Here is a 26833-nt window from a genome sequence, read left to right on the forward strand (position 1 = left end):
CTGAATGAGATTGCAAAAAAAATAAAAAGTTTAAAAGCGCGCAACCACGATACTGAGACATAAGCAGATTTCAACATCTATTCTTATCAGCTCTTTTTGGATCAACAAAAAACTCAGAGATCAACTCTGAGTTTTATATCACTTTTTCCCAATAGCCTTTGCAAAATAATCACTCTCATTCCCAAGCCTGTCGATCGCCTTTATCGCTACCGCATTCAGGATTTTACCATCTCTGCTTTTCGGGATTTGTTGTGAGAGATTCTCTAAAGTAAGAATTTCAGTTTCCCAAACGCCGTTGTATTGCCTGAAGAGTACCCATTGCGAGACGGCAGCTATCTTTTTTGAACTCCACGATGCGTTAATTACTGAACCAAGATCATTGATGAAAAGTGTGGGTTTTTCCACGGGAGCAGCCTTCAGCCAAGGGCTTTTTGGGACTAATGCTTTTTCTGCGTACGGGCCGTTTTTAAGAGTCGGCAGCATATTGGCATTTTTCGTTAGTCCTGCGATGCTCCAGTGGATTTCTCCTGCATCTTTTCCCAGAATCTGTCTTGAAAGTTCAATCTGATTTTTAATTTCGGTGGGGCGGTCTGAAACTTTTACCTCAACAGTATTCAATCCTGGCCACAGATGGCGGTTCATTGTGTTTTCAGATTTCCACCACTCCAAAAGAGGCCCGAAAGCCTGCCCTTTCGACTCGATTGGCCAGTACAGTTGGGGAGAAAAATAGTCTACCCAGCCTTTATTGAGCCACAGTTTAGCGTCAGCATACAGCTCATCATACTGCGAAGAGCCAACAATTCCTGCGGGATAACCCGGCTTCCAGATTCCAAACGGACTGATCCCGAAACGGACGTAATTTTTTTCTGCATGAATTTCTTTATAAATTCTCTCCACAAAACGGTTCACATTCTCCCTACGCCAGTCTGCTCTGCTGAGGGTTCCGCCGGAATTCACATAGGCATTCCAGGTTGCGGAATCCGGAAAATCTTTGCCATTATTGTAAGTTGCGTACGGATAAAAATAATCGTCAAAATGAATGGCATCCAGATCATATCTTTTCACCATATCTTTTACGATGTTAGAAACATGCCCCTGCGTTTTTTCGCTTGCGGGATCAAACCAGTACATCCCGTTTCTCAAACGGATGATAATTTCCGGGAGTTTTTTTACCATAGACAGTTCTGTAACCGGTCCACCGTTAGAATGATGGGCTCTGTAAGGGTTTAGCCATACGTGAAGTTCCATACCTCTTTTGTGGGATTCTTCGATCCAGAATTGCAGAGGGTCATAGTTGGGTTCCGGAGCTTTCCCGGTTTGTCCTGTAAGAAAATACGACCAGGGCTCCATATTGCTTGTGTATATAGCATCTCCTGAAGGTCTTGCCTGAAAAATCACAGCATTAAAATTGTTTTCCTGAAGCATATTCAACATAGTGATGGCTTCGGCTTTCTGCTGATCTACCGATAAATTATTGCGCGAAGGCCAGTTGATATTGGCAACGCTGGCAATCCACGCACCACGGAATTCTCTTTTAATTTCAGGAAGATTCACTTTCAGCTCAACTTCTTTTATGGCCAGAGGTTGAATCTTTACTGAATCTTTAACAGAAACATTCTTTGCTTTTTCAGGTGTTTTTACAGACTCTTTTTTTGCTGCAGCCTTATTCTGGACTGAACAGGATGCGCTTATGGAAGCTGCTATTCCCAATATACAGATCAATTTCGTATTGATGATTTTCATATCTAAATGTTTCGAAACACAAAACTAATGATATCAAAGTGAATAGAAAATTTTTCAGCATTAAAAAGTCTGGTCTTTTGCATGCTTCGTTACTTTTCATACCGATGATGCAAGAACTGTTTCAAACTACAGTGCAACGAATCAAAATTTCAGAACACTGTACAACAAAAAAAGCCCCGGAAAATCGAGGCTTTAGATCTATTGATGAATTTCAGATTATGCTTTCGCTCCTCTTTCGATTCTTTTTCTTTCTTCTTCAGAAAGTACTTTCTTTCTCATACGGATAAAGTTTGGAGTAACCTCAATCGCTTCATCAGCCTGGATATATTCCATACACTCTTCTAGAGAGAATAAGATTTTTGGTGCTACACCTGTATCTTTATCTTTTCCTGAAGCTCTCATATTGTTCAGCTGCTTCGCTTCAACGATGTTAACAACTAAGTCTCCCGGCTTGTTTTGCTCACCAATCACCATACCAGCATAAATCTCCTCGCCCGGATCAACATAGAACTTACCTCTATCCTGTAATTTAGCAATAGAATATTCTGTAGCAGGACCTTGAGTCTTAGAGATCAATACACCATTACTTCTTCCAGGAATCGCACCTTTGAAAGGCTTGTATTCTGTGAAACGGTGTGCCATGATAGCTTCACCTGCAGTAGCTGTTAACATCTGAGAACGCAACCCGATCAAACCTCTTGAAGGAATTTCGAATTCCATGTGCTGCATTTCACCTTTAGTTTCCATAATGTGGAGATCACCTTTTCTCTGAGTTGCCAAATCGATTACTCTTGAAGCAAATTCGTCTGGTACGTCAACAACCAGAGATTCATAAGGCTCCATTTTCTGGCCATTTTCGTCTTCTTTTAGGATAACCTGTGGCTGTCCGATAGTCATTTCGTAACCTTCTCTTCTCATTGTTTCAATTAGAACTGACAAGTGAAGAATACCTCTACCGAAAACTAAGAATGTGTTTGCATCATCAGTCTGCTGAACTCTTAATGCTAAGTTTTTTTCTAATTCTTTAGTTAATCTTTCTTTCAGGTGGTTTGAAGTAACATATTTACCGTCTTTACCGAAGAAAGGTGAATTGTTGATAGAGAACGTCATGTTCAACGTAGGCTCATCAATTGAAGTTCTTGGCAATGGCTCCGGATTTTCGATATCTACGAAAGAATCTCCGATCTGGAAAGCATCAAAACCTACTACAGCACAGATATCACCAGCTAAGACTTCGGTTACTTTTTTCTTTCCAAGGCCTTCAAAAACATATAATTCTTTTACTTTTCCTTTTACAATTTTACCGTCTGCCTGAGCTAAACCGATCCACTGGCTTTCTTTAAGACTTCCACGGATTACTTTTCCAATTGCAATTCTTCCTAAGAAAGAAGAGAAATCCAAAGATACAATCTGCATCTGTAAGTTACCTTCTTCAACTTTAGGCTCAGGAACATATTGTAGAATACCATCCAATAACGGGAAGATATTATCAGTCTGCTCTAATGAAGTGTTGAACCAACCTTGCTTAGAAGATCCGTAGAATGTAGGGAAATCCAACTGCTCTTCACTCGCTTCAAGTGCAAAGAACAAATCGAATACTTTATCATGAACCTCTTCAGGACGACAGTTTGGTTTGTCAACTTTATTGATAACAACTAATGGTCTAAGACCTAATTCTAAAGCTTTCTGCAATACGAATCTTGTCTGAGGCATTGGTCCTTCAAATGCATCTACCAAAAGGATTACACCATCTGCCATTTTCAAAACACGCTCTACTTCACCACCGAAATCGGCGTGACCAGGAGTGTCAATTACGTTAATTTTAACGTCTTTATAGTTAACAGAAATATTCTTAGATAAAATGGTAATACCTCTTTCTCTTTCAAGATCGTTATTATCCATTATTAATTCTCCACTTTCCTGATTTTCTCTGAAAATGTTTGTTGCATGAATAATCTTATCAACCAAAGTAGTTTTACCGTGGTCAACGTGTGCGATAATCGCAATATTTCTAATGTTTTGCATGAATGATTTTTACGGTTGCAAAAGTAGTGATAATTTATGAATTAATAAAAATTTGTTTTCATATTTAACAAATTCATAATGAGCAAGTTTGGAACACGAACTTTTACCACTGTGAATTTTAATAGTCCTGTTGGGAATATGGCTTTGATTGTTTATTTAAGTTGAAAGCAATGTATGCTTTCATTCAGGACGATATTTTATTCAACAATAACTTCATCAGTTTTAGACATCATTTTTCTGAAAAGACCTTTGATATGACTGATCTCGTTTTGATACATCGTGTTTTTTCTGCATCCGAAATAGAGTGTATTTTCCAGCTTTTCCTTTCCCTCCCAGATGAGTTTCACTTCTCCTGATTCTATTTCATTTTTACAGAGAAAATCAGGTACAACTGCCAACCCGATTCCACCTTTCAGACATCTGATAATTGAATTTAAATTCGGGACAATGTAGTTGGGTCTGAACTTTGGTTTGTGCCCGAAATTGAGCTGCCAGAACTGGAAAAGATGCTCCATATCTCCCGTTGTGCCGTACCATTTTTCCTGCTTGAGCCACGCTTCCACCTGTTGGAAGTCTTTGGTATTTAAAATTTCATTAAATTCACCCAGATTAACATTTTTTCCACCTACCAGCACAATCTGTTCTGACGAAAATGCCTCGTGCAGGATGTTGGCAGAACTGCCTTTTTTCGGTGTGATAATCAGATCTAAAATTCCCTTATCCAGCTGGTCAAGCATTTCAGGATATTCACCAAAACTGATGATTAAATTAAAATCCAGAGTGGAAACATACTGTTCTAAAGTGGTCTGGAAAGTTTCAAAACACATTCCCACGCTGATCGTCGGCGTATGTTTCTCCGTTGACCTCTGAAAGTTCTTTTCCACTTCCTCCAGTTTCGTCAGTGGTTCAGAAACTGCATTAAACAAGACTTTGCCCCTTTCCGTCGGGATCATCTTTCTTCCGGTGCGGTCAAACAGTTTGTAACCGACATACGCTTCCAGAGAACTCAGATGCAGACTTACACCCGGCTGAGAAATAAACAGCGTATCAGCAGCCCCAGTTAAGGTTCCGGTTTTGTATATTGCTTTAAAAGTTCTGTACCATTCGAGGTTTACCATGAGGTTGAGGTTAAGGTTAAAGTTGAGGGGTGCGGGATGCGGGATGCGGGGTGGAAAAACCAGGTTTAGATAATGACCCATTACGGTTAGAATGGAATCATCTCACCCCAAACACCAACATCTAAAAAACTGACACCCAACATCATCATTCATTATTCATCAATCATCATTCATCATTCATCATTCATCATTCATAAGTCATACCCATTACTCATTCCCCCCTTCCGCAGCCCGACCTGAGTGGAGCTCTTTTTGTGAGGAGGTACGACGAGCAAAAAAGCGGGAACGGAGGGCGGAAATAGCTGCCCAAATAAAAACATTCATCCCTCTCCCATCATCTATCTTCCATCTCTAACCTCCAATCACCCATCATCCGACATCCATCATCCATCATTCATCAATCATCATCCATCATCAATCACCCATCATCCATCATCCAACATCAATCGTCAATCATAATCTATCAGAATTCTAATACAAAGATATAAATTATATTATTTTCTTAATACATCAACCCACCCTAACTTTGCATCATAAAATTGAAACAGTCAAAAAAATTATGAAAAAAGTACTTATCATTAATGGCGGACAGAACTTCGGGCATTCAGGTGGAAAATACAATCAGACCATCGCTGAGAATACATTAGAAGTCTTACGGTCGTTTGGAAATTTTAAAATTAAAATCACCAACACCAGCAGTGCGTACAATCACGGTGAAGAAGTTGAAAAATTTGTCTGGGCAGATTATATCATTTACCACACGCCGATCTGGTGGTTTCAGTTGCCGAACGGTTTTAAAAAGTATATAGATGAAGTTTTCACGGCCGGTCATGCCAAAGGAATTTACATGAGCGACGGCAGATCCTCCGAAAATCCAAAGATCAACTATGGCACCGGCGGAATGCTGGGAGGACGGAAATATATGCTGACCACCAGCTGGAACGCTCCCGAAACCGCCTTTACGCTACCCAATGAATTCTTTAATGAAAAGAGTGTTGACGACGGACCGCTGTTCGGGTTTCACAGAATGAATGCCTTTGTGTCACTCGAGAAAATGGACAGCTTCCACTTTCACGATGTGGAAAAAAATGCTGATATAGACCGTGATATGAAGAGATACAGAGAACATTTAACGCGCGTTTTTGAGAAAGAAACAATGCTACACGAGGATTTTTCTCTCTCCCAGCCCTCCATCTAAAAGCTTCACGATGACATCGGTGGAAATAATGTGAGGGAAAAATTATTCTCAAAAATTATCATTTATCACATCAATATTTCCAAATCCTGAATCCCCAAACCCGCATCCCGAATCTCAAAAAAAAATCAGCATCCTTTAACGAATGCTGATTTTTCTTTGGGTCACAGGATTTTAGACTGTTTGTCCGCTGTGTTTTCCTTCTTTCACTTCCTCTACCAGTTTTGCGTTGAAGGCTGGAAGATCTTCCGGAGTACGGCTGGTCACCAACCCCTGATCTACAACCACCTCGCTGTCTTCCCACTGGGCTCCGGCATTTTTTAGATCCTGACTGATGTTTTTCACAGAAGTCAGTTTTCTGCCTTCCACTACTTCCGCATTGATCAGAATCTGCGGACCGTGGCAGATGGCTGCTACCGGTTTGTGCTGCTGAAAGAAATCTTTTACAAAGCTCAATGCAGAATCGTTTACCCTGATTTTATCAGGATTGATTACTCCGCCCGGCAATACCAGTGCATCATAATCAGAAGCAGAAACCTCATCCAGAGTTTTGTCTACCGGATATTCTTTTCCCCAGTCTTTTTCTGCCCATGCTTTGATAGTTCCGCTTTCCGGACTGATGATATGTGCCATCCAGCCCTGCTTTTCGATATGTTCTTTAGGAGAACTCAATTCACTTTCTTCGAAACCGTGTGTCGCCAAAATGGCAATTTTCTTTGACATAATATTCTATTTTTTGGTGTTAATACCTATCAATAAGAAAATATAGTGCCGTGGAGGGTTTTGTGGTATTTAAAAAGTGTTAAAAAGAGGTTGGGGTGATGGGTGATCGAAGATAGAAGATGGAGGTTTGAAGAAGGAAGACAAATTCTGATCCTAAGACCCATATTCCGACGGGCATCCTATTGCATCTGAAGAACGAAAGGCTGTAGAACTAAATATTCTTTTAATATTTTACTACACCAGTTTTCTTTCAAAAAGAAGAGGCTGGTGTAGATTATTATGAGGTTAAGCATCACATACAATTTACCTATTCCTCTTAAAATTCTCCGCCTGCTCCAGCACATTCTTATAAACCTCATCCTGCGTAATCGGCGGATAACCGAACTCATGCAGCTTCACAATAATTTCCATTTTCAATTGCGCTTTAATGTCATCCCTGTCGCTCCAGTCGGGAAACTTAGCGGTATCGTCTACAATCTTCTTAATTTCTCGGGCGAGTTCCAGCATCTTGTCTTTGTCGAACTCAAAACCGTATTGCTTACAGATCATATCGAGAATATCGTAGAAAGCTTTTTCTTCGTAATTAATTCCAAGATCTTCAAACGATGCCATTTCGGTACGCAGTTTCAAGATCAGATCAAGAATCTGTTCTGAAGTATCAGCTTGGATGCCATCGTAATCTAAAATATCCAGTTCGCTTCGCTCGTTGTAGCTGTTGATGATTTTCTGCAGTCTTTCCGAAAACTCGATGCCTTTTACTTTGTTTACTTTTTTGAAATCAGAAATCGCTTGCTTTAACAGGCGCTCGAGGATTTTAATTTTGGTATTTGGTAATTCAAGGGCATTGATTTTTTCGAGAAACTTATCGTTAAACAGATCAATCGCATTGGCTTTATTGTCATCCAGTTTAAAGATTTCTTCCACGCCTTCCGAGACGATAGCATCTTCTACCATTTTGCTCACTTTGGCATTCATCTGTGCGGTGTCGGGAGCTTCGCCTTTGGTCAGCTTTACGACAATTGATTTAATGGCAAAGTAAAAATGAATCTCATCGGTTTCTTTGTCATTAAAGATTTCCGAACCACAAGTGAGATTGTAGGCTGCCTTCAGTTTTTTCGTGACATCCACAAAGAACTTTTCAGACTTTTCGGTCAACAACACCAATTCAGAGGCACGGTTTAGGCAATGCAATTGCTCAACGGGCGAACCTTTGAAATAATCAGTGGTATCGAACTGGTAGAAAAACTGTCGCAGTAAATCCAATTGATCTCTTACAATAATCACCGCTTTATCAAGGTCTTCAAAATCATCGGCTGCGGTGGTATTGTTGAATAAGCCCAAAGCGTGGTTCAGGTTTTTCTTGATGCCGATATAATCGACAACCAAACCTTTGTCCTTGCCCTCAAACTTTCTGTTCACACGGGAAATCGTCTGTATCAGATTATGCGTTTGCAAAGGCTTATCAATATAAATCGTGTCCAAAAACGGAACATCAAAACCAGTGAGCCACATATCGACTACGATGGCTATTTTGAAATTAGAATGGATCTGTTTAAACTGCCGATCCAGTTCCTTTCGGTCTTCTTTGTTGCCAAGCAGATTCCATAAACTTTCTTCGTCATCTTTGTTTCTGGTCATCACCATTTTGATGCGCTCGATGGGTTTGATTTCTTTCTGCTCTTTTTCGCTTAGGTTTTCGGCAATGCTTTTTTCATCCCATTCCGGTCTTAGCTTTGTTATTTCTTTATAAAGTTTATACGCTAATTCTCTTGAAGCACAAACGAACATTACCTTTCCGGCAACCGTCGCTTTCTCCTCGATTCGTTTTTCATAATGCGTAATAAAATCCTGCGCAATTGCTTCAATTCTTCCGGGGTCACCCAAAATCACTTCCATTCTGGCAATGGCTTTTTGGCTGGCTTCCACGTGGTATTCCGAAGCACCTTCTGCAACGGCATTTTGATAATACTGTTCAATTTCAACCACTTTTGAATGGTTCAGATTGACTTTTGCAGCACGACCTTCATAAACCAACCGAACCGTAATTTCATCCACCACCGATTCAAACATCGTGTAGGAATCTACCACAGTACCAAATACATCCAGAGTTTTATCGATAGGTGTTCCCGTAAATCCTACATACGTCGCATTGGGAAGAGAATCGTGAAGGTATTTTGCAAAGCCGTATGATTTTTTCACACCGTCTTCATCGATGCGGACTTTCAAATCAAGATTGACCTGTGAGCGGTGGGCTTCGTCGGAGATACAGATGATATTGGTGCGATCGCTCAAAATTTCATTGTCTTCCGCAAATTTCTGAACGGTCGTCAGAAAAACGCCGCCACTTTCCCTGCCCCGCAATCTTGTGCGAAGATCGGCTCTGGATTCTATGTTGATAATATTTTCATCGCCAATAAAATCCTTGGCATTGGTAAAATCTCTCGACAGCTGGTCATCCAGATCGGTACGGTCGGAGATAATAATGATGGTTGGGCTTGCCAACTGCGTGGAACGCATCAACAGTCTCGACAGGTAAAGCATCGTATAGCTTTTCCCGCAACCTGTTGCTCCAAAATAGGTTCCGCCTTTTCCGTCGCCTTCCGGTTTGCGGTGTTTTTGGATATTGTCAAACAGCTTGTTGGCAGCATAATACTGAGGATAACGGCACAGGATTTTTTCTTCTTTTTTAGTCGTATCGGGAAACCAAATAAAGTGATGCAGAATATCACAAAGCCTTTGCTTGTTCAGCATTCCGTGGACGATGGATGTGGCAGTATGAATTCCTGTCAGTGCTTTCTTTTCTTCGCCTGTTATTTTATGCCAACCGTAAAAGAAATCGTAAGGCGCAAACAGAGAACCTGCTTTGTTGTTCACGCCATCACTGATGATGCAGAACGCATTGTATTTCATCAGTTCCGGAATATCTCTTCGGTAGCGGATGCTTAGTTGTTTGTACGCATCATAAATGGTAATCTCTTCTTCTATTGTTGTTTTAAACTCAAAAACCACCACCGGAATCCCGTTGATATACAGAATCAAATCCGGAATCCGTAATTCTTTTCCCTGAATCTCCAGCTGGTTCACAATTTTAAACTGATTGGTTTTCAAAAGACTGGCTGCATCAATATCAATATAGCGGATGTGCAAATCTTTTTTAGAAGGATTGTTTCTCTTAAAAATCAGACCGTCTGCCAAGAGTTTGCCAATGTATTTATTGCTGTCATACAGATTGGAAGCAGGTTGATACGCCAGTTCATTAATGAGACTTTCCAGCTCTATCGTTTCCAAATCAGGATAACGCGACAGCAGAAAATCACTCAGATCTTCCCGAATCAAAACTTCCTGATGCGATGCCCGAACTACGTCTTTGCCATTCACGTACTCATAGCCTTCCTCTTTCAGAAGATGGATGAATGATTTTTCTAATTGGGATTCGGTGTATTTCATTGGTTTTCCGTATTTCCTTTTGGTTTTCTAATATCAATTTTTTTTGCTAACTGTTCGAGCAGATCGTTGGATTCTCTTTTTTCATTAATAGTATTTCGAAAGCCATCTTTATCAGTTGGCGGCGCCTGCTGATAAAGATTTTTAGCGAAATCTGAATTTGAAATCAGAAATTTCACAAAATCGCTATCAGATAAAAATTCATTCTTGATAATTAATCTAAATAAATCCTTTTGATTACTTAACAAATCATATTTTAAGAAATAGGGTAAAATTAATTTTGCAACTTCTAAATTTAAGGTTATTGAAGAATTCAAAATTTGGTCTCTAATATTTTTTAATGTATTTACAACAGAAAGTTCAGCATTGTTTTCGTCATACTTTCTCAGAATCCTCCACCATTGTTTATCAATTATATTATTAGATTTTAATAATTCAATAAATTTATTTTCATATACATTCAACGATTCCTGAGTTAGACTTTCCAGCTCTAAATATTCAAAATATTTAAAATGAATATCTGATTCATCATCAAAAACAGTTTCATAAGTATCTTTATAAAAATTTTTAAAATCACTATTAAAAACCTCCAAGAAATCTTTTGTTATTTTAAAGTCTAAGTTGGCAATGGAATCTTTAAGAAATTCATCATCTAGTTGATTTACATCAAGATTATCCTTGTTAATTTTCCACTTATTTAATTCGGTAATTAATTCGTTATCATATATTTTTAAACTTTCTTTTATTTCTTGATATTTGTTTATTAAATCAATAATATTTGCAGTCTTTTTTACAGAAGTTAACGGAAACATTGACAAAATAATCTGCCTAAACAATGGTGCATTTTCAAATGTCTTAGATAATAAAAGTAATTCACCATAAGAGATGTACTGCAAAATTATTTGTGCAATTTTACTAGCTCTTTCTTCATCTTCCGTATTAAGAACATTATTAAAAGTACTTTTGTAGGAGGTACTAAATGTATTTCCTTTAGCGATTCTCATCGCAATTAATTCGTTTATAATTGGTAAATCTGATGATGTATTATTGGTAAAAATAGTATAAACCTTAACATCTTCTAATAAGTTTTTCAAATCAGCAGTTTCTTTCACAGTTTCTTTTACTTTAATCAAAGTATTATTTGCTAATTCAATATTATTTTGATCTACAAATTTGTTCAGTTCAGTTTTTAGCAATTCTCGATATTGTCTAAATTTTGTCGTTTTAGCAAGTATATCAGTATGCTCTAATTCAAAAATTTCGTCAATTTTTAATTTGGAGAGATGCAAATCCAGCTGATAAAAATTTGTCTTTAATTTATACTTTACATAATCATCACTTTTGTATTCAATTAATTTTATAAAATTACTAGCAGAGATTGTTTTTTCATTTAAAGTAGCGCTAATTCTATCATCTCCTAAATCTTTTGCGATATTGTCTATCAAATCTGCATAATTTTCAATATTACTGTCATCTATTAACGTATAATAATTTGCAAGTAATTTAGATAAGTAAATATTATCAGAAATATTTTTCAATAAAGTTAATTGCCATTTTTCAATTTCTAACTTGCTACCAATATCCAGTCCTAGTATCCTACTATAAAATAAATCCCACGCTTGACTAATATGTAATTTTGAAAGATTTGTTTCCTCATTTAATTTTGATAATGTTAAAATTGGATTTTCTAAAATCTCAAGTTCGCTAATTGCAGAATTGAAGATAGAATCAATAAATTCAGATTTACATATTGTATTAAATTGCTCTACATCGTTTTTATTCATTGAATCCCTCAACTCTTGAGTATATATAAGTTCTATTGCATTTTCCACATCAATATGGTAAACTATTGCAGTTATTTGTTTTGCAAAATCTTTATCATTACCATAAAAAGATTGTAAGCCTTTCAGATATTCGAGATTCGTTATTGCATTGAGCGGATTTTTTAAAATATCATCTTTTTTTAGAACAAAAATTGCAACATATCTTTCTTTGAAACTGTTATCTAATAATTTGATTGTAAGTATTTCATTAATAAAAGATATTATTTCTCTTGGCGTTATTCTTCGATTTAGAAACTCATAAACCTGTACAACCAATCTTAATTCATCCTCATCATAGCTTATAAAAGCTTTTTCCCATTGATTAGTAAAAAACTTTTTCCAGTTAGACATAATTGGTAAAGTGATTCTAAATACAATATCAAAAGTTTTATTTACATAATCATCCCCAAATTTAGTATTCTCTTTTCCATTTAATTCATTAAATGCATTTTGAATGTGCTCTCGATCGAAAGGAATAATAACTTTAATATTTGAATACGATTTTTCTGCAAAAAATATGTGTATTGATGACCATATATTTAAGATATGCTTTTTCGGTAATCTATCAAAGTTATCGAAAACAATTACAACCTTTTTATTAAGATCATCATTAATATCATTCATCCAATTTTGAAAATCTCTGACTGATGGTTGATCTTCAGACACTGTCTCAATCTTAGTTTCTTCTTTTTGCTTATTTGTATACACCTGAAAAGTTTCCTCAGCGGACAATTTGAAAGAATTCCAAAATCCATTTTTTTGACTCCAATTTCCGATTAAATTCCAAATATAAATCCCTAAAACTATTATCAAAGGAAATGTAACAAGAACAATTTTCCAAAACCAAGATTCAATTTCTAAGAAATCTTTTATTGAATCTTTAAAAACATTTACAGTAGGAATATAGACAATTGATAATAAACTAAAAATAAACCCAATACTGAGATATGGCTGATTAATAGTTGTTGTTTCCTTTGATTTAGCTAGTAGAACTTTTAATTTATTGTCCCAAATTTTCTTATCCCCTTGTTTAAGTAAGTTTGGTTCATTCTTAATGAACTCTGTTAATTCTACCAATATAGATTTTCTTTGCTCATCTTCTTGATGCCCCCAAACATCATAAACAAAAAATTTATGAGTCCTTTCAAGCTTTTTATCCAGTAGTCTTACCAAGTTACTTTTACCAGAACCCCATTCGCCATCAATTCCAATAATCTTAAATTCTGGATCATCTATGATTTTTTCACTAATAACTTGTGCTATTTTATCTTGCGATTTATTTTCAAATAAATCTTCACCGAGAGGTTGATTTGTTAGAAACTTTAATGAATTTTGATTTGTAGAATTCTCTGCCATCGTTTTGTGATTATTAGTTTTAGTTTTTTATTTTAAGCACCCACTTCCTCCCCAACTGCCAACCGCGACAACAACAAACTTAGTAGCTGTGCGAGCTTTTGATTCTGATTGTTTCTATTATTAATTAAGTTTCTGATATTGAAAATTAATTTCTCAAAAGCATCCAAAACTTCTTTCGTAGGAATTATTATTTGAAAATTCTCTATTTGTTTTGTACTTATGTGAGGTATTGACGTGCCTGTGTGAACCTGAGAACAATAATATTCAAAATTTAGGTTTATTAATGTTTGGTAGAGAAAATATTGGCTTTCTTTGCTTCTCAAGCAAGCTACTCGTTGCGCTAAGAGCATAGGTAATTCATATTCACCAACCATTGACCAGTTTTTTCCCACTTTAGAACCATCCATTCCAATAACAATATCATTTGCTCTTAAAAAACATTTTTCTATTCTAGCGTTAACTTCACCGTCAAAGTACTTCAAGGTATCCCATCGCAGTGCTTTTTCAGTTACATTTTCTCCTCGTAAAACTTTTATTCCATTACTAAAGGAATAATACTCACTATTAAAAGCATACCCATTTAATACAGAGCAAATATTACCTAAGCTTCCAACTTCCCACCCCTCCGGAATCTCCTTGCCAAGCTCTTCATTCCATACCATTTTACCGTCAGAAGATTTGTAAGGTTTTCCCGCTTCATTTGGAAACTCAAAATCCACAAACCAATGTTTATACAAAGCCTGCGCAGTAGCTTCCAACTTTTCGCAAATCTGCTCGTTGACTTTTATTTTGTTGGTTATGCTTTGGTATTGCGCAACAATTTGGCTCTGTTCTTCGATGGAAGGAATGGGTAATTCAACTTCACACATATCTTTCCAATCAAAAACTTCTCTAACACTTCCAATAGAATGGTATCTCGCATATCGATCAAATTCTGGTCGTGAGAACCACATCATCAAATAATCTGGAGAGAGTTCATTTTCATCTATGATTTTAAAACTGGTATATGCCTGAGAAATCATAGCCTTATCAAAATCTTTTAATAATGCTATTCCTATTTTATCACCACGCCTAGATGTATCTGCTATATAAACGAAGTTATTTTTCTCAATCAGTTTATATTTTGACATATCGGATCCAATTGTATTGGCTATCGAAGTAATAAATCTTTTTTGCACCGAAACTCCTAATAATGGAGCATCTGATAAATCCCTATTCCGATTATCTATTAATTTAATATATTTTCCTAGTTTTTTATAACTCATATCCCAAAGTTTTAAAAACATTGGAAACCTCCTCTTTCAATTGGCTTTCCTGCTGAAACAAATCTTTCAAATCAGTCTGTAAATTTTGCATCTGCTCAGCATAATCCAGACTTTCATCACGGTTGACGAATTCAATATATTTACTAGGCACCAAAGAGTAGTCTTTTTTACGGACGTCCTCCAGACTTGCACTGTACGAATATTCAGGAATATCCTGATAACTTTCTTTCCAGTCGTTTTGTTGCCAATTGTGATAATGAGTTGCTATCGCAGTAATCTCTTCCTCGCCAAACTGAATGAATTTCTTTTCAAACGGTTCACCTTTTTGACGCAAATCCATAAACAGAACTTCGCCTTTTCGGTTACGGTAGTTTTTAATCCCGTCGTTCACTTCAAAAGTTCTTTCGTTTTTATTGCGATTCAGAATCCAAAGCGTCACTGAAATATCGGTAGAATAGAACATTGCTCGTGGTAAAATTACAACCGCTTCCACCAAATCATTTTCAATAATCTGCTTCCGGATTTTATATTCTTCGCCACCACCGCTCAAAGCACCGTTCGCCAAAATAAATCCGGCAACGCCATTCTGAGAAAGCTTGGATATCATATTCAGAATCCACGCATAATTGGCATTGGATTTCGGTGGCACTTCATAGCCTGCCCATCTTGGGTCGGTAGTCAGTTCGCTGTCCGCACGCCAGTCTTTTAGATTAAAAGGTGGGTTCGCCATTATGTAGTCGGCTTTCAGATCTTTGTGCTGGTCGTCACCAAAAGTATCTGCCGCTTTGTTTCCCAGATTAGAAGAAATCCCACGGATGGCGAGATTCATTTTGGCGAGTTTATAGGTCGTATTGGTCAGCTCCTGACCGTAGATGGAAACGTCTTTTTTGTTTCCTTTATGCTTTTCAATAAACTTCAGCGACTGTACAAACATACCACCCGAACCACAAGAAGGATCATAGATTTTACCTTTGTAAGGCTCTATCATTTCAGCGATGAGGTTGACGATAGACTTGGGCGTATAAAATTCTCCTTTTCCTTTCCCTTCGGCAATGGCAAATTTGCTTAGGAAATATTCATACACACGCCCCACAATATCGTGGGCTTCGTCGCGTAGCGTATCAATATTGTTGATGGTATCCAGCAAAGCCGAGAATTTAGACTGATCCAAACCAAGACGCGAAAAATAATTGTCGGGCAAAGCGCCTTCCAGAGATTTGTTGGTGCGCTCAATGGTTTTCAGGGCAGAATCTACAATCAATGTAATATTTTCCTGCTTGGCGTTTTCCATAATGAAAGTCCACCTTGATTCTTCGGGAAGGTAAAACACATTTTCCGCCTGATAGAATTCGGGAATATCCAGAAACGCTTCTTTGTGTTCGTTAATGAGTTCCTGTCTTCGTCTCAAAAATTTGTCATTCGCAAACTTGAGGAAGATCAGACTCAACACCACGTGTTTGTATTCGGAAGGCTCCACAGAACCTCTTAATTTATTGGCAGAATCCCAGAGGATTTCTTCGGTACTTTTAGTTTTTGCAGCTGTTTTCGTTGCCATTATATCTTCTCTTGATCAGCAGTTTTTAGCTGCTGTTATTCATTTTTATATTAAGAAACCAAAGATAATTAAAAAATCATTTTATTTTTTACGTGAATCCCCATTTTAGGGAAATAATAAATTAAGTTCTAATCCAAAAAAAATCTCCACCCTTTCAGATGGAGATCAGTTTTACAGCACTGTCACTGTACCGAGATACGGGCTGTTGCTTGCGGTGGTCTGTGCTTCGTTGGTGAAGTAGACCCAGACCTGAACGTCTTTTCCGGAATAGAAGGACGAGAGCGTGACTGAGGCGGTGCTTGAGTTGCGGGCGGCGGCGTTCTCGAAGATTTCAAATGCGGCTGTCTCTTCGCACCAGCATACCACTGAAGCCTGATCCGTGGCACTGGCATTTCCCTGACTGGAGTTGTCGTCCCACGTAAATTCAATGACCTGACTGGGCTCTGCAGAACTGAGAACATTCTGAAAACCTGCCAGCTCACCTTTGGTAATCATCACCTTCGTGTACACAAGCGAAGGTATACCCGCACTGATGCTGATGCACTCTTTCATGGTGTAAGACTGCGCCATGTTAGTGCGGGATTTCGTTCCCTGTTTGCTTCCGAAAAACTGGTTCTGAATACCTTTCAGCGGCTGCAGAAATGCAGTCACCAGCTTGAAGATCATTTGCTGCTGCAGCTGCTTTTCTGTAGGTGGTTTGCTCGATTTGGCAGGCAGACTGCGCAATACGTTCATCCCTCTGTAAGTAGCACCCACTACGGTACCTACTTTTCCTGAAAATCCACCAAGGACTCCTTTGTTAAATGTAGCCATTTTTATCTGTTTTTAATGGTTAATGACCCGAAGTTAAAACAGAAAATCAACACAGCAATCACCTCCGCCAAAAGTGAACGGTTCTGACTTATTTTGATTGATTTTGACTGCTTTCTCCAGCTGTCGCTTCGGGATGATTAGGGGTTTGTTCGGGTTTTGTTCGGGAAAACAGTACTTTTTCCGAAGAAAACCCGAAGGTTTGCCAAAGGAATGCAAAAGAAAGGATACAAAAAAAGCCTTCAGCTATTGAAGGCGTTGGTGAAAAATGATTTTGGATAATAAATTTTCCTGCCGATTTTCTTCCAGGGGATTTCTCCATTCTTCCTCATCCGGTAAAGGGCACTGTCACTTTTGTTAAGCAGTCTTTTGGCGTCTGCTGTATCTACGAGTTCCTCATCCTGACTCCTGTTCTGCTGCAACAGGTCTCTGATTTCACACAATAAGTGCACAACGATAGAGAGCACATTGGTCTCTTCCATCACAGAAATTGACTTCTTTTTCATAAGTAATATAAGTATTTGTGCTTTGACTGGTGTGAAATCAACTTTATACTGATAAAGATACCACACAATACTTATATTATCATCCGTAAAAACCCCATATTTTTACCGTATTTTTACGGTAAAAAACTATCTCCGTGCCACTTACATTTTACTTCGCCACCGGCAGATGGGTTGAAATCGCAATTCTGTTCCACATATTGATAGAAACCGCTGCCATAATAATGTCGGCAATCTGCCTTTCACTGAAAACTGCTTTTGCTTTCTGATAGGTTTCTTCTGAAAGTCCTTTCTGGCTGATCAGAGTAATTTCTTCGGCAATAGCAATGATGATCTGCTCTTCTTCCAAATATAATTCGGTAGCGTCTCTCCATGCATTGAGAAGGAAAATTCTTTGAGGTGTTTCACCATACTTCAGGGCATCTTTGGTGTGCATATCCAGACAGAAGGCACATCCGTTAATCTGTGATGCTCTGATTTTAATGAGTTCTTTCTGAACAGGTGTTAAAAAAGAGTTCTGAAGGGCTGCCTCCATTCCTATTCCTGCTTTGTAAGCGGCACTGTGTACTGTTGCCATGTTAAATCTTGCGCTCATAACTGTTATGATTTTTTAATTAATGTATCGATTGAATATTTGTAATCTGACTGTATTGCCAATAAAAAAGCCGCTGCCACACTTATCCATACTGAATAATCCAGCGGAGCTTTGATGCCCAGTGAAATGCTCATCGACAGAGCAAAAACTAAGAGGAGAAGACCTGTTCCCCACGCTGCCCATTTTGTTTTAAATCCAAAGATCAGCATCAGCGGAAAAAGTACTTCTAAAAATGTCGCAGCATAAGCTGAAAAACTTCCCACACTTTCAGGGAGAAAAAAGGTCAACTGCTGTGTGTAATTTTCAAAGTTTTCCCAGTTTCCCCACGCTGAGTTTTCACCCCAAAACCCGAAACGGTCTGCCACAGCCGAAAGCATTGTCACCGAAATGGTCAGTCTTAAAAATAACTGCGGAAGATGTTCTACTGTGCCTTTCATTGTTTTTATTTACAGGACAAAGGTCTGATTATCTCCCACCAAAAATCTTAAACTGGTTTAAGAAAGCAAAGGGTTTCAAAATAAGGTAGAATTATTCTGCGAAAATTTGAACCAATAAGTTCTTTAATGAATTTCCGTAATTATTATCAACTTAGTTTTTGACGGTTTGTTTGTCATTCCGAAGGAATCCAAATTAATTTATTTTCAGGATGTTGAGATTCCTACGGAAATCAAAGATTCGACGTAGTCAATGACAAAATGACTGCTGATTTTAGCATCATGTTTAGAAATAGACATTTATAAACTTAATTTAATGGTTAAGTTTTTTTTTAGAATCTTCGTGACAGATTTAAGCTTGCATGATGTATAATAATTTCAGTGTTACCAATATCCCATTCTTCTTTTTTCCTCCCTTTAGAGTAGGGGGAAAAGAAAAAAGACAGCAAAAATCTTTTTAAATTTTAGTTTTAAGAAAAAGGCTTCGACTACGCTCGGCCTGACAGCGTTGCATGAGTTCTAAAGTTGGATTTAGTAAGATATAAAACCAATATCACAGCTTCAGTTTTGCTCTTATTTCACTGAGATATTCTGGTGTGAAACCTAAAAATGAGGCGATAAGATATTGCGGAATTCTCTGGATAAACCATGGGTATTGTGTGCTGAAATGCTGATACAGTCTTCTCTTGAAAATTCATACAGATACCGGATCCTCCTTTCCGAGGCTGCGTAGGCTCTCTGATAAACCATTCTGAAATATCTTTCCAGTTGTGGATGTTTTTCAAAAAGCAGCTGCTGGCTGTGATAATCTAAAACAAGAATCAACGATTTTTCAACCGCCTGAACTGTAAAATCTGATTTTATCTGTCTTTCAAAGGCAAACGTATCGGTGATCCACCAGTTTTCGATGGCAAATTCTGTGGTCTGCTCAACACCTTTACTGTTGATAAAGAATTTTCTGAGACAACCGGAAACTACGAAAAAAATTGATCGGCAGGTTTCTCCACCCGTCATCAGATTCTGCTTTTTCTTTACTTCAATACATTTAAAAAACGACATCACCGAAGAAAAGTCTTCGGTGGAAAGTGTGATAAATTTATCTAAATGTAATTTAAACTGATCCATTTTGAGATTTGCAGAACCAAACTTAAGTTTATTTTTTTAGTTTTACATCAGAAAAAAAACAAGTTCATGGAAATTGTAGCAAAAATACTGATCGGATTGGTGGCAGTGGAACACTTATATATTCTCTGGATGGAAATGTTTGCGTGGGAAACCAAAGGCAAAGAAGTTTTCAAATCTGCCCTTCCGCCGGAAATGTTTAAACCCACCAAAGGTTTGGCCGCTAATCAGGGACTTTACAATGGATTTCTTGCTGCAGGATTAATATGGTCACTCTTGATCTGTGATGAAAAATGGCATACGAATATTGCTCTTTTCTTTTTGGGATGTGTAGCCGTTGCAGGAATTTACGGTGCCATTTCAGCAACGAAGAAAATCTTTTTTGTTCAGGCTCTGCCTGCGATTTTGGGAATTATTGCGGTTTTGATTAATGCTTATTTCTAAAGTACCGTACCCATCACATACATATTTTCCATTGTAGGAACAGGGCTTCCGCCTTCCTGCTCAAGGGTGATGGCAAATGCCTGTGCCTTTGGAATTTCTGATAAAGCAATACGGGTATCTTTGTCTTTTGAGTACATTCCTGCACTCACAGGTTTGCCGTCTGCAATGGCCCACAGCTGATATTGCTTGCCTGAAGGAGCTTCAGGTAGATTTTGTACATTCAGGTAAACTTTAGTATTGGTTTTGTCCCAGAAAACAACTGCCTTGGAATCTGGATGAGTCTCAACGCCAGCCAGAACAATCTTCTGAAGATCAGGGTTCGAAATTAAGCTCAGTTTACTGTTGATATCTTTGATTTTTTGCTCGGTCTCGCTCTGCTGACTTTTCAAGGAAACCAACTGAACGTCTTTTTCCGAAGATTTAGACATCCAGAAAAAATTAGCGCCCAAACTAATGATGAAAAGAACAGATGCTGCTACAGCAAGTTTACTCCACAGAGATTTTGATGCACCGGCAGACTCAATATGCATTTCTGCAGGCAACGGTATGGTATTTGTTTTTTGCAGATCATCAGTTGAAACTACAGTTTCCTGCTCACCTTGTGATATTTTAAGCCATATTCTGTCTTTTAAATCATCTGCAGGCTTTACCGCCTGAGCCGTTGCAAGGTCTTCAAGAATTTTCTGCGTTTCTTCAAAAGCATTTCGCACTTCTGCATTATGAGACATCACGCATTCTAAAATGCCTGCTTCCTCCTGAGTTGCTGTGCCTAAAATATATGCCTCAAGTATGCCTGATGATATGTATTCCTGAGTATTCACTTTACCTGTAATCTTTTAACAAATCCTTTAATTTCATTAACGCATTCCGCATTTTTGTTTTCACCGTACCTAATGGTATGCTAAGCTCCTCTGCAATTTCAGACTGACTGAAACCTTTGTAATATGCCAGATCGATGAGCTCTCTCTTATCTTTTTCCAAATTATCCAAAATTTTACTGAAACCGATAAAATCCTGATTATCTGATACTGAAAGTTTAGTATCGTTATATACGAATTCGGGAAGCGATTGGTTTTTAAGTTCGTTTTGGAAACTTTTAGACTTTAAATAGTCAAGGGCAGTATTTCTGGCGATATTGATCATCCATGTGTAAAGCCTGCCTTTACCTTTGTCATACTGCGCAATGGAATTCCAGACCTTTACAAATGTATCCTGAATAATTTCTTCGGCAGCCTCTCTGGAATGTACAATCTTCAGAATAACTCCATATAGAGCTGCGGAATAGTTTTCATATAAATAATGAAACCCATTCTCGTCATGCCGTCTTACCATGGCGATTAGTTCTTCTTCAGAGTACTTTGTTTTGATGACCTGGTGTTTAAGATTTTCAAATGTAGTTAAATTATCGCTCTAAACATTATGATTACTCTAAGTTTATGATAAATAATTAAAGGCAAGCAATCAATAATTGCACCATTATGCATAACATCTTAATTAATTTTTTATTGCAAAGTACATGTGAAATTTAATTTTTAAAATATTTACCACTGATAATCAATACTTTAAAAATATTTTCTGTTTTTCTAAAACTGATAATTGTCATATCGTCGTACATCACCATAAGATCACAAAAGAGAAGATCAGAAACCACGATTCAAATAATTTAAAAATCAAAACAATGAACTTTACAACAAAATTCGCAGCCTTCGGAATGATCGCATTATCATTTGCACTCAGCGGAAACGCAGCTGCACAGAACATGAAAGAAAAAACAGTAATGGTAGGCGGTGCTGCAATGTATCCTTCCAAAAATATTGTTGAAAATGCTGTTAACTCTAAAGATCACACCACATTGGTAGCAGCAGTAAAAGCAGCAGATCTTGTAGAAACTTTACAGGGAGCCGGTCCGTTCACCGTTTTTGCTCCTACAAACGAAGCATTTGCAAAACTTCCTAAATCTGCTGTAGATAATTTATTAATGCCGGAAAACAAGGCGATGCTTCAAAGTGTTCTAACGTATCACGTACTGCCTGGAAAATATTCTTCAAAACAGGTTTGGGCGGCTGTGAAAGCAGGAAACGGCAAAGCTGAAATGAAGACAGTTCAGGGTGAATCTCTTACTTTCTGGGCGAAAGGAAAAGATCTTTATGTAACTGATGCGAAAGGAAACAAAGCAAAAGTTACCATCGCTGATGTGAATCAGTCAAATGGCGTAATACATGTTATAGATACGGTATTGATGCCTTAGTTTAGTGTTTTTTCTGCATCGGGTGATAGTACCGATGCAGAGTTTCTTTTGATATAATCCCATTAAATTATTAATATTATGAAAAAAACGATTACTGTTCTCGGCAAGCCCACACTGGACGCCGGAAGACGAAATTTCTTAAAAATGAGCGGCATTGGTGCCATGGTGGCTGGTCTCGCGCTCGTAGGATGTAATGATGATTTCGAAGATGTAAATACCGGAATCTTTGATCTTGGAACCGGTGACGTAGGAGTTCTAAACTATGCTTACGCTCTTGAACAACTTGAAGCTGACTTCTATACCAAGGTAGTAAACAGTTTTTACACCAATGCTTCAACCGCAGAAAAAACTGTATTCACGGATATCTATCACCACGAGGTTATCCACAGAGACTTCTTCAAAGCTGCATTAAGCGGAGTGACAAGTCAGGTTTTACCAAAACTGGAGTTCCAGTATCCGAATGTAAACTTCAGCGACAGAAATTCAGTTCTTGCAACAGCCAAAGCTCTTGAAGATACTGGTGTCGCAGCTTACAACGCAGCAGGAAAATATATTACCAATCCGGATTATCTGGTGATTGCAGGTAAGATTGTTTCGGTAGAAGCGAGACATGCCAGTGCAATCCGCGATATGATCAGTCCCGGAACAGCAGCATTTTCGGGTGATGATGTAATTGATGCCAATGGTCTTGATGTGGCAAAAGAGCCTAAAGACGTGGTAGCCGCAGCAGGCGGATTCTTTAAAACACCGTTTACCTGGAAAGAAAGAGGAATCGGATAGTAAAAATTAATCATCATTAACCTCAAAATCAAAAATTATGAATATTCTTAAAATACTAGATTCATTAACAGATGACGCTCTTTATACAAAACCATTATCCCGTAATGAAAATCTGAGCCAGCTGTCATCTTTCGGAAAAAGAACCGCAGCAGCAGCAATACCTCTTGGACTTGGAGCCTTCCTATCCGGAAACGCCAAAGCTGAAACAAAGAAAGTAGAAACAGAAGAGAGTTTAGCCTTCAAAAAAGATGCTCTTTCTGATGCTCTGCAGCTCGCCCTAACACTGGAATATCTTGAAGACGAATACTACGCTAAAGGTCTGGCAGCATCCACTTTAACAATTCCCGCCGCCGACAAAATAGTATTTCAACAGATTGCCAAGCATGAAAAAGCTCACGTAGCATTTTTAAAAGCGGCATTAACATCACTGGGTGTTACCCCGGGAGCAAAACCAACATTTGATTTTACTGTAAACGGAGCTTTTAATCCTTTTGGTGATTATCAGCAGTTCCTTATTCTTGCTCAGGCATTTGAAGATACCGGTGTAAGAGCTTATAAAGGCCAGGCAGGGAACGTAATGGGTAACAAAGCAATCCTTCAGGCTGCATTGCAGATACACTCTGTAGAAGCAAGACACGCTTCACAGGTGAGAAGAATGAGAATGAATAAAGGCTGGATTGAACTGAATAACGGCGGAAGCATGCCTGCTGCTACTGATGCAGTTTACGCAGGTGAACAGAATACAACACAGGCTGGATTCAATACTGCAACTGCATTTGGTGCAGAAGCAGGATCTGCATCCTTCGATGAAATTCTTACAGGAGCACAGGCTACGGCAATTGCGACTTTATTTATTGATTAGTTTTCTCTGTTTAATATTTTAATTTTAGCAACAGTAAGCATTTTTGATGTTTACTGTTTTTTTATGATAGAACAGTTTCAAAATTATGTTCCGAGAGAGAAAGCACACCTTCATTAAAACTCTGTGGATGAGCAGTAAAACCTTTCAGTTTTGATGTTTTACCCTTAAGTATCAAATCCATCAGTTGCTTTTCGGTAATTTTCTTTCCGAAGATTTCAAAAGAAACTTTAAAGCCACAGTTTTTAAAATCTGAACACCCAACTGCCGTTTTGCCTTTCATCAAATGGTTCTGCTTACATTTTGGGCACTTCGTTTCTTCCCATGATTGCAGTTCCTTTTTTGGTGCCGGTTCGCTTTTCTTTTTCTCTTTCGGTTTTTCTTCCTCAAAAACAAAAGATTTTCCCTTACTCTGAATCACCTTTTTGGTTAAATTTGTCACCATAGCGATGAGTTCTTCCTTAAAAGTATTGGCTTCATATTCCCCACTTTCAATTTTTCTGAGTTTAAATTCCCATTCTCCGGTTAGCTCAGGACTTTTCAATACTTCATCTTCAATTACATCAATGAGTTGAATTCCTGTTTGGGTAGCAATCAGATTTTTCCTTTTCTTCTCAATATATTTTCTCTTAAAGAGAGTTTCAATAATATTTGCTCTGGTAGACGGTCTGCCAATCCCGTTGTTTTTCAGCATTTCACGCAGTTCTTCATCATCAATCTGCCTTCCGGCAGTTTCCATGGCTCGAAGTAAAGTTGCTTCCGTATAATATTTCGGTGGTGAAGTTTTTCCTTGGTGAATAAATGGATCATGCGGACCACTCTCTCCTGCTTTAAATTCAGGAATCAATTGTTCTTCGTCACCGTTTTTATCTTTATCCGAAGACTCTTCTTTGTCTCTGGGTTCTTTTGCATAGACTGCTCTCCAGCCCGGCTCCAGAATCTGCTTACCACTTGTTTTAAATGGAATTGTGCCCACTTTAGCTTCCACCAAAGTATTCGAAATCTTACACTCTGGATAGAAAACAGAAATAAATCTCTTGGCAATCAAATCATAAATCAATTTCTCTTCTTTGCTTAAATTTTGAGAAGGAGCAACCTCCGTGGGAATAATCGCGTGGTGGTCAGTAACTTTCGTATCATCAAAAACCGTTTTAGATTTAGGAACAGGCTGTTCAAGCAAAGGAGTAATCAACTCTCTGTAAAAGCTCATGCTTTTTAAAATCCCGTCAATCTTCGGATATAAACTTTCAGAAAGATAAGTAGTGTCCACACGTGGATAGGTCACATGCTTCTTCTCATAGAGACTTTGAATGTAGTTTAATGTATTTTCGGCAGAATAGCCATACTTTTTATTGGCTTCCACCTGAAGACCCGTCAAATCAAAAAGCCTTGGATTTTTTTCCTTTCCTTCTTTAATTTCAAATGATACAATTTCAAAAAGATTTTCTTTAAGATATGAAAGACCCTTTTCTGCCCTGTCTAAAGTTTTCAAACGTTCAATTGCAGCACTGAAAACCACTTCTCTGTATTTCGTCTTCAGTTCCCAGTATTCTTCTGTACTGAAACTGTCGATTTCTTTTTGCCGTTGTACCAACATTGCCAGAGTAGGCGTCTGAACCCTTCCAATAGAAAGAACAGCCTTGTTACCGCCAAACTTTTTGGTGAAAAGACGGGTTGCGTTAATCCCTAAAAGCCAGTCACCAATAGCTCTCGCGTTTCCCGCCAGATAAAGATTTTTATAATCATCAGCAGATTTTAATTTTTCGAAACCTTCCTTAATAGCTTCCTCTGTCAAAGACGAAATCCATAAACGTTTAATCGGTTTATCACATTTAGCTTTCTGAAGCACCCATCTTTGGATCAGTTCACCTTCCTGCCCGGCATCCCCACAGTTAATCACTTCGTCGCATTCACTCACCAGTTTCTCAATTACTCTGAACTGCGTTTCCACTCCTTTATTCGGAATCAGTTTGATACCAAAGTTTTTAGGAATAATTGGAAGAAAAATCAAGCTCCAGGATTTCAGCTCCGGACCGTAGTCATGGGGTTCTTTTAATGTACATAGATGCCCGAAAGTCCAGGTAACGCAATATCCATTTCCTTCCATATAGCCCTGTTTAGGCATTGTGGCACCCAAAACTTTAGCGATATCCCGTGCTACACTTGGCTTTTCTGCGATACAAAGTTTCATCTGAAATAATAAAATTATAATCTGCAAAAATCGACAAATAAAAGTCTAAAAAAAAATTGCATCCAGAGTTTTTTGTAAAATGAAAAGCTCAAGAATAATGATTCGTGAACTATTATCCTGAAGCTGCCTAAAAATAGAGAAAAAAACTCTCAATTTCTCCCACTCTTTTAGATAATTTACCTGTTCCCTTCAAGACAAAAAAGGATGCCGCTACTATCAGGGCTAGGGAAGCGAGCTAAGAAGAATATTTATTCCTGAAAAGAAAGGTTCTAGGAGTAATGAGCAATGGGTAATGAGTAGTGACCGATGAATGATGAGTGATGAGTGATGAGTGATATTGGGTGTTGGATGATGGATGATGGATGATGGGTTTCAGGTTTTAGATAGTGGATTATTCAAGTCAATTCAAGTTAAACATTAAAATCATCACCTAACCCCCTATCATCCGAAACACGCACCCTGCAACCCGCAACCTTAACCTTACCTGGCATCTGGTATCCTGCACCAAAACAAAAAAATCCCCAATCAAATAAATGATTGAGGATTTGAATAAAAACTGGCGGCGACCTACTCTCCCGCTTTCGCAGTACCATCGGCGCT

Annotated in this window: 22 protein-coding genes; 5 read left to right on the plus strand and 17 right to left on the minus strand. The window is 38.0% G+C overall.

Annotation, left to right across the window (positions count from 1 at the left end; translation table 11 throughout):
• Nucleotides 1-138: 138 nt before the first annotated feature.
• The 3 genes from ASG31_RS14150 to ASG31_RS14160 all read right to left on the minus strand — a co-directional run bounded on the left by ASG31_RS14150 (nucleotide 139) and on the right by ASG31_RS14160 (nucleotide 4886).
• Entirely contained in the window at nucleotides 139-1743 is a 1605-nt protein-coding gene (locus tag ASG31_RS14150; protein WP_056033907.1) for a glycoside hydrolase family 10 protein, read from the minus strand.
• Nucleotides 1744-1959: 216 nt separating this feature from the next.
• A complete protein-coding gene (gene typA / locus ASG31_RS14155) occupies nucleotides 1960-3768 on the minus strand; it encodes a translational GTPase TypA (protein ID WP_056033910.1) in 1809 nt (602 codons plus the stop codon).
• Nucleotides 3769-3965: 197 nt separating this feature from the next.
• Nucleotides 3966-4886, minus strand: coding sequence for a LysR family transcriptional regulator (locus ASG31_RS14160; protein ID WP_056033913.1), 921 nt, complete (start codon nucleotides 4884-4886; stop codon nucleotides 3966-3968).
• Nucleotides 4887-5445: 559 nt separating this feature from the next.
• Here ASG31_RS14160 and ASG31_RS14165 point away from each other — a divergent pair.
• Complete coding sequence (locus ASG31_RS14165) at nucleotides 5446-6084, plus strand: NAD(P)H-dependent oxidoreductase (protein ID WP_056033918.1); 639 nt, start codon at nucleotides 5446-5448, stop codon at nucleotides 6082-6084.
• 171 nt (nucleotides 6085-6255) lie between these two features.
• On the opposite strand, the gene ASG31_RS14170 is transcribed toward ASG31_RS14165, so the two are convergent.
• The 10 genes from ASG31_RS14170 to ASG31_RS14215 all read right to left on the minus strand — a co-directional run bounded on the left by ASG31_RS14170 (nucleotide 6256) and on the right by ASG31_RS14215 (nucleotide 19714).
• Nucleotides 6256-6804 carry a type 1 glutamine amidotransferase domain-containing protein gene (locus ASG31_RS14170; protein WP_056033920.1) on the minus strand — a complete coding sequence of 183 codons (549 nt, stop codon included), beginning with the start codon at nucleotides 6802-6804 and terminating at the stop codon, nucleotides 6256-6258.
• A gap of 303 nt (nucleotides 6805-7107) precedes the next feature.
• Complete coding sequence (locus tag ASG31_RS14175; protein WP_056033924.1) at nucleotides 7108-10251, minus strand: type I restriction endonuclease subunit R; 3144 nt, start codon at nucleotides 10249-10251, stop codon at nucleotides 7108-7110.
• Complete coding sequence (locus ASG31_RS14180) at nucleotides 10248-13427, minus strand: P-loop NTPase fold protein (RefSeq protein ID WP_056033927.1); 3180 nt, start codon at nucleotides 13425-13427, stop codon at nucleotides 10248-10250. The genes ASG31_RS14175 and ASG31_RS14180 overlap by 4 nt, the downstream gene beginning before the upstream one ends.
• Nucleotides 13428-13459: 32 nt before the next feature.
• Complete coding sequence (locus tag ASG31_RS18250) at nucleotides 13460-14692, minus strand: restriction endonuclease subunit S (protein ID WP_082504588.1); 1233 nt, start codon at nucleotides 14690-14692, stop codon at nucleotides 13460-13462.
• Complete coding sequence (locus ASG31_RS14190) at nucleotides 14682-16247, minus strand: type I restriction-modification system subunit M (RefSeq protein WP_056033929.1); 1566 nt, start codon at nucleotides 16245-16247, stop codon at nucleotides 14682-14684. Before ASG31_RS14190 ends, ASG31_RS18250 begins: the two co-directional genes overlap by 11 nt.
• Before the next feature lie 171 nt (nucleotides 16248-16418).
• Nucleotides 16419-17060 (minus strand): DUF6266 family protein, encoded by a 642-nt coding sequence (locus ASG31_RS14195; protein ID WP_056033932.1) that lies wholly within the window; start codon nucleotides 17058-17060, stop codon nucleotides 16419-16421.
• A gap of 239 nt (nucleotides 17061-17299) precedes the next feature.
• A complete protein-coding gene (locus ASG31_RS14200; protein WP_056033935.1) occupies nucleotides 17300-17563 on the minus strand; it encodes a helix-turn-helix domain-containing protein in 264 nt (87 codons plus the stop codon).
• Nucleotides 17564-17711: 148 nt separating this feature from the next.
• Nucleotides 17712-18155 (minus strand): carboxymuconolactone decarboxylase family protein, encoded by a 444-nt coding sequence (locus ASG31_RS14205; RefSeq protein WP_056033937.1) that lies wholly within the window; start codon nucleotides 18153-18155, stop codon nucleotides 17712-17714.
• Between the two features lie 5 nt (nucleotides 18156-18160).
• Nucleotides 18161-18592, minus strand: a complete 432-nt coding sequence (locus ASG31_RS14210) for a DoxX family protein (protein WP_056033940.1) — start codon at nucleotides 18590-18592, stop codon at nucleotides 18161-18163.
• Nucleotides 18593-19192: 600 nt separating this feature from the next.
• Nucleotides 19193-19714, minus strand: coding sequence for a cyclic nucleotide-binding domain-containing protein (locus ASG31_RS14215; RefSeq protein ID WP_317038659.1), 522 nt, complete (start codon nucleotides 19712-19714; stop codon nucleotides 19193-19195).
• Between the two features lie 66 nt (nucleotides 19715-19780).
• Between ASG31_RS14215 and ASG31_RS14220 the strand changes: the two genes are divergently transcribed.
• On the plus strand, nucleotides 19781-20155 hold the full coding sequence (locus tag ASG31_RS14220) for a DUF1304 domain-containing protein (protein ID WP_056033942.1): 375 nt from the start codon (nucleotides 19781-19783) through the stop codon (nucleotides 20153-20155).
• Here ASG31_RS14220 and ASG31_RS14225 read toward each other — a convergent pair.
• The gene (locus ASG31_RS14225; RefSeq protein ID WP_056033944.1) at nucleotides 20152-20976 is read right to left on the minus strand and encodes an anti-sigma factor domain-containing protein; all 825 of its coding nucleotides are present in this window, start codon (nucleotides 20974-20976) and stop codon (nucleotides 20152-20154) included. The genes ASG31_RS14220 and ASG31_RS14225 overlap by 4 nt on opposite strands.
• Nucleotide 20977: 1 nt before the next feature.
• Complete coding sequence (locus ASG31_RS14230; RefSeq protein WP_056033946.1) at nucleotides 20978-21487, minus strand: RNA polymerase sigma factor; 510 nt, start codon at nucleotides 21485-21487, stop codon at nucleotides 20978-20980.
• 346 nt (nucleotides 21488-21833) lie between these two features.
• Between ASG31_RS14230 and ASG31_RS14235 the strand changes: the two genes are divergently transcribed.
• The 3 genes from ASG31_RS14235 (at nucleotide 21834) to ASG31_RS14245 (ending at nucleotide 24045) form a co-directional block, all read left to right on the plus strand.
• Nucleotides 21834-22403, plus strand: a complete 570-nt coding sequence (locus tag ASG31_RS14235; protein WP_082504574.1) for a fasciclin domain-containing protein — start codon at nucleotides 21834-21836, stop codon at nucleotides 22401-22403.
• A gap of 78 nt (nucleotides 22404-22481) precedes the next feature.
• Complete coding sequence (locus ASG31_RS14240) at nucleotides 22482-23183, plus strand: ferritin-like domain-containing protein (protein ID WP_056033950.1); 702 nt, start codon at nucleotides 22482-22484, stop codon at nucleotides 23181-23183.
• Nucleotides 23184-23220: 37 nt separating this feature from the next.
• The gene (locus ASG31_RS14245) at nucleotides 23221-24045 is read left to right on the plus strand and encodes a ferritin-like domain-containing protein (RefSeq protein WP_056033953.1); all 825 of its coding nucleotides are present in this window, start codon (nucleotides 23221-23223) and stop codon (nucleotides 24043-24045) included.
• A 61-nt stretch (nucleotides 24046-24106) separates the two neighbouring features.
• On the opposite strand, the gene ASG31_RS14250 is transcribed toward ASG31_RS14245, so the two are convergent.
• On the minus strand, nucleotides 24107-26233 hold the full coding sequence (locus ASG31_RS14250; protein ID WP_056033956.1) for a type IA DNA topoisomerase: 2127 nt from the start codon (nucleotides 26231-26233) through the stop codon (nucleotides 24107-24109).
• Nucleotides 26234-26643: 410 nt separating this feature from the next.
• On the minus strand, nucleotides 26644-26833 hold a 190-nt coding region (locus tag ASG31_RS18775), incomplete at its 5' end, for a hypothetical protein (RefSeq protein ID WP_206549401.1).

It is taken from the genome of Chryseobacterium sp. Leaf404 (genome assembly GCF_001424145.1).
GTDB lineage: Bacteria > Bacteroidota > Bacteroidia > Flavobacteriales > Weeksellaceae > Chryseobacterium.

Coding starts and splice junctions, on each gene's coding strand:
- ASG31_RS14195 (WP_056033932.1), bottom strand. CDS start 17,060: ATGGCTACATTTAACAAAGGAGTCCTTGGTGGATTTTCAGGAAAAGTA.
- typA (WP_056033910.1), bottom strand. CDS start 3,768: ATGCAAAACATTAGAAATATTGCGATTATCGCACACGTTGACCACGGT.
- ASG31_RS14220 (WP_056033942.1), top strand. CDS start 19,781: ATGGAAATTGTAGCAAAAATACTGATCGGATTGGTGGCAGTGGAACAC.
- ASG31_RS14230 (WP_056033946.1), bottom strand. CDS start 21,487: ATGGTAAGACGGCATGACGAGAATGGGTTTCATTATTTATATGAAAAC.
- ASG31_RS14215 (WP_317038659.1), bottom strand. CDS start 19,714: ATGGATCAGTTTAAATTACATTTAGATAAATTTATCACACTTTCCACC.
- ASG31_RS14210 (WP_056033940.1), bottom strand. CDS start 18,592: ATGAAAGGCACAGTAGAACATCTTCCGCAGTTATTTTTAAGACTGACC.
- ASG31_RS18250 (WP_082504588.1), bottom strand. CDS start 14,692: ATGAGTTATAAAAAACTAGGAAAATATATTAAATTAATAGATAATCGG.
- ASG31_RS14165 (WP_056033918.1), top strand. CDS start 5,446: ATGAAAAAAGTACTTATCATTAATGGCGGACAGAACTTCGGGCATTCA.
- ASG31_RS14150 (WP_056033907.1), bottom strand. CDS start 1,743: ATGAAAATCATCAATACGAAATTGATCTGTATATTGGGAATAGCAGCT.
- ASG31_RS14235 (WP_082504574.1), top strand. CDS start 21,834: ATGAACTTTACAACAAAATTCGCAGCCTTCGGAATGATCGCATTATCA.
- ASG31_RS14205 (WP_056033937.1), bottom strand. CDS start 18,155: ATGAGCGCAAGATTTAACATGGCAACAGTACACAGTGCCGCTTACAAA.
- ASG31_RS14170 (WP_056033920.1), bottom strand. CDS start 6,804: ATGTCAAAGAAAATTGCCATTTTGGCGACACACGGTTTCGAAGAAAGT.
- ASG31_RS14250 (WP_056033956.1), bottom strand. CDS start 26,233: ATGAAACTTTGTATCGCAGAAAAGCCAAGTGTAGCACGGGATATCGCT.
- ASG31_RS14160 (WP_056033913.1), bottom strand. CDS start 4,886: ATGGTAAACCTCGAATGGTACAGAACTTTTAAAGCAATATACAAAACC.
- ASG31_RS14200 (WP_056033935.1), bottom strand. CDS start 17,563: ATGAAAAAGAAGTCAATTTCTGTGATGGAAGAGACCAATGTGCTCTCT.
- ASG31_RS14180 (WP_056033927.1), bottom strand. CDS start 13,427: ATGGCAGAGAATTCTACAAATCAAAATTCATTAAAGTTTCTAACAAAT.
- ASG31_RS14175 (WP_056033924.1), bottom strand. CDS start 10,251: ATGAAATACACCGAATCCCAATTAGAAAAATCATTCATCCATCTTCTG.
- ASG31_RS14240 (WP_056033950.1), top strand. CDS start 22,482: ATGAAAAAAACGATTACTGTTCTCGGCAAGCCCACACTGGACGCCGGA.
- ASG31_RS14190 (WP_056033929.1), bottom strand. CDS start 16,247: ATGGCAACGAAAACAGCTGCAAAAACTAAAAGTACCGAAGAAATCCTC.
- ASG31_RS14245 (WP_056033953.1), top strand. CDS start 23,221: ATGAATATTCTTAAAATACTAGATTCATTAACAGATGACGCTCTTTAT.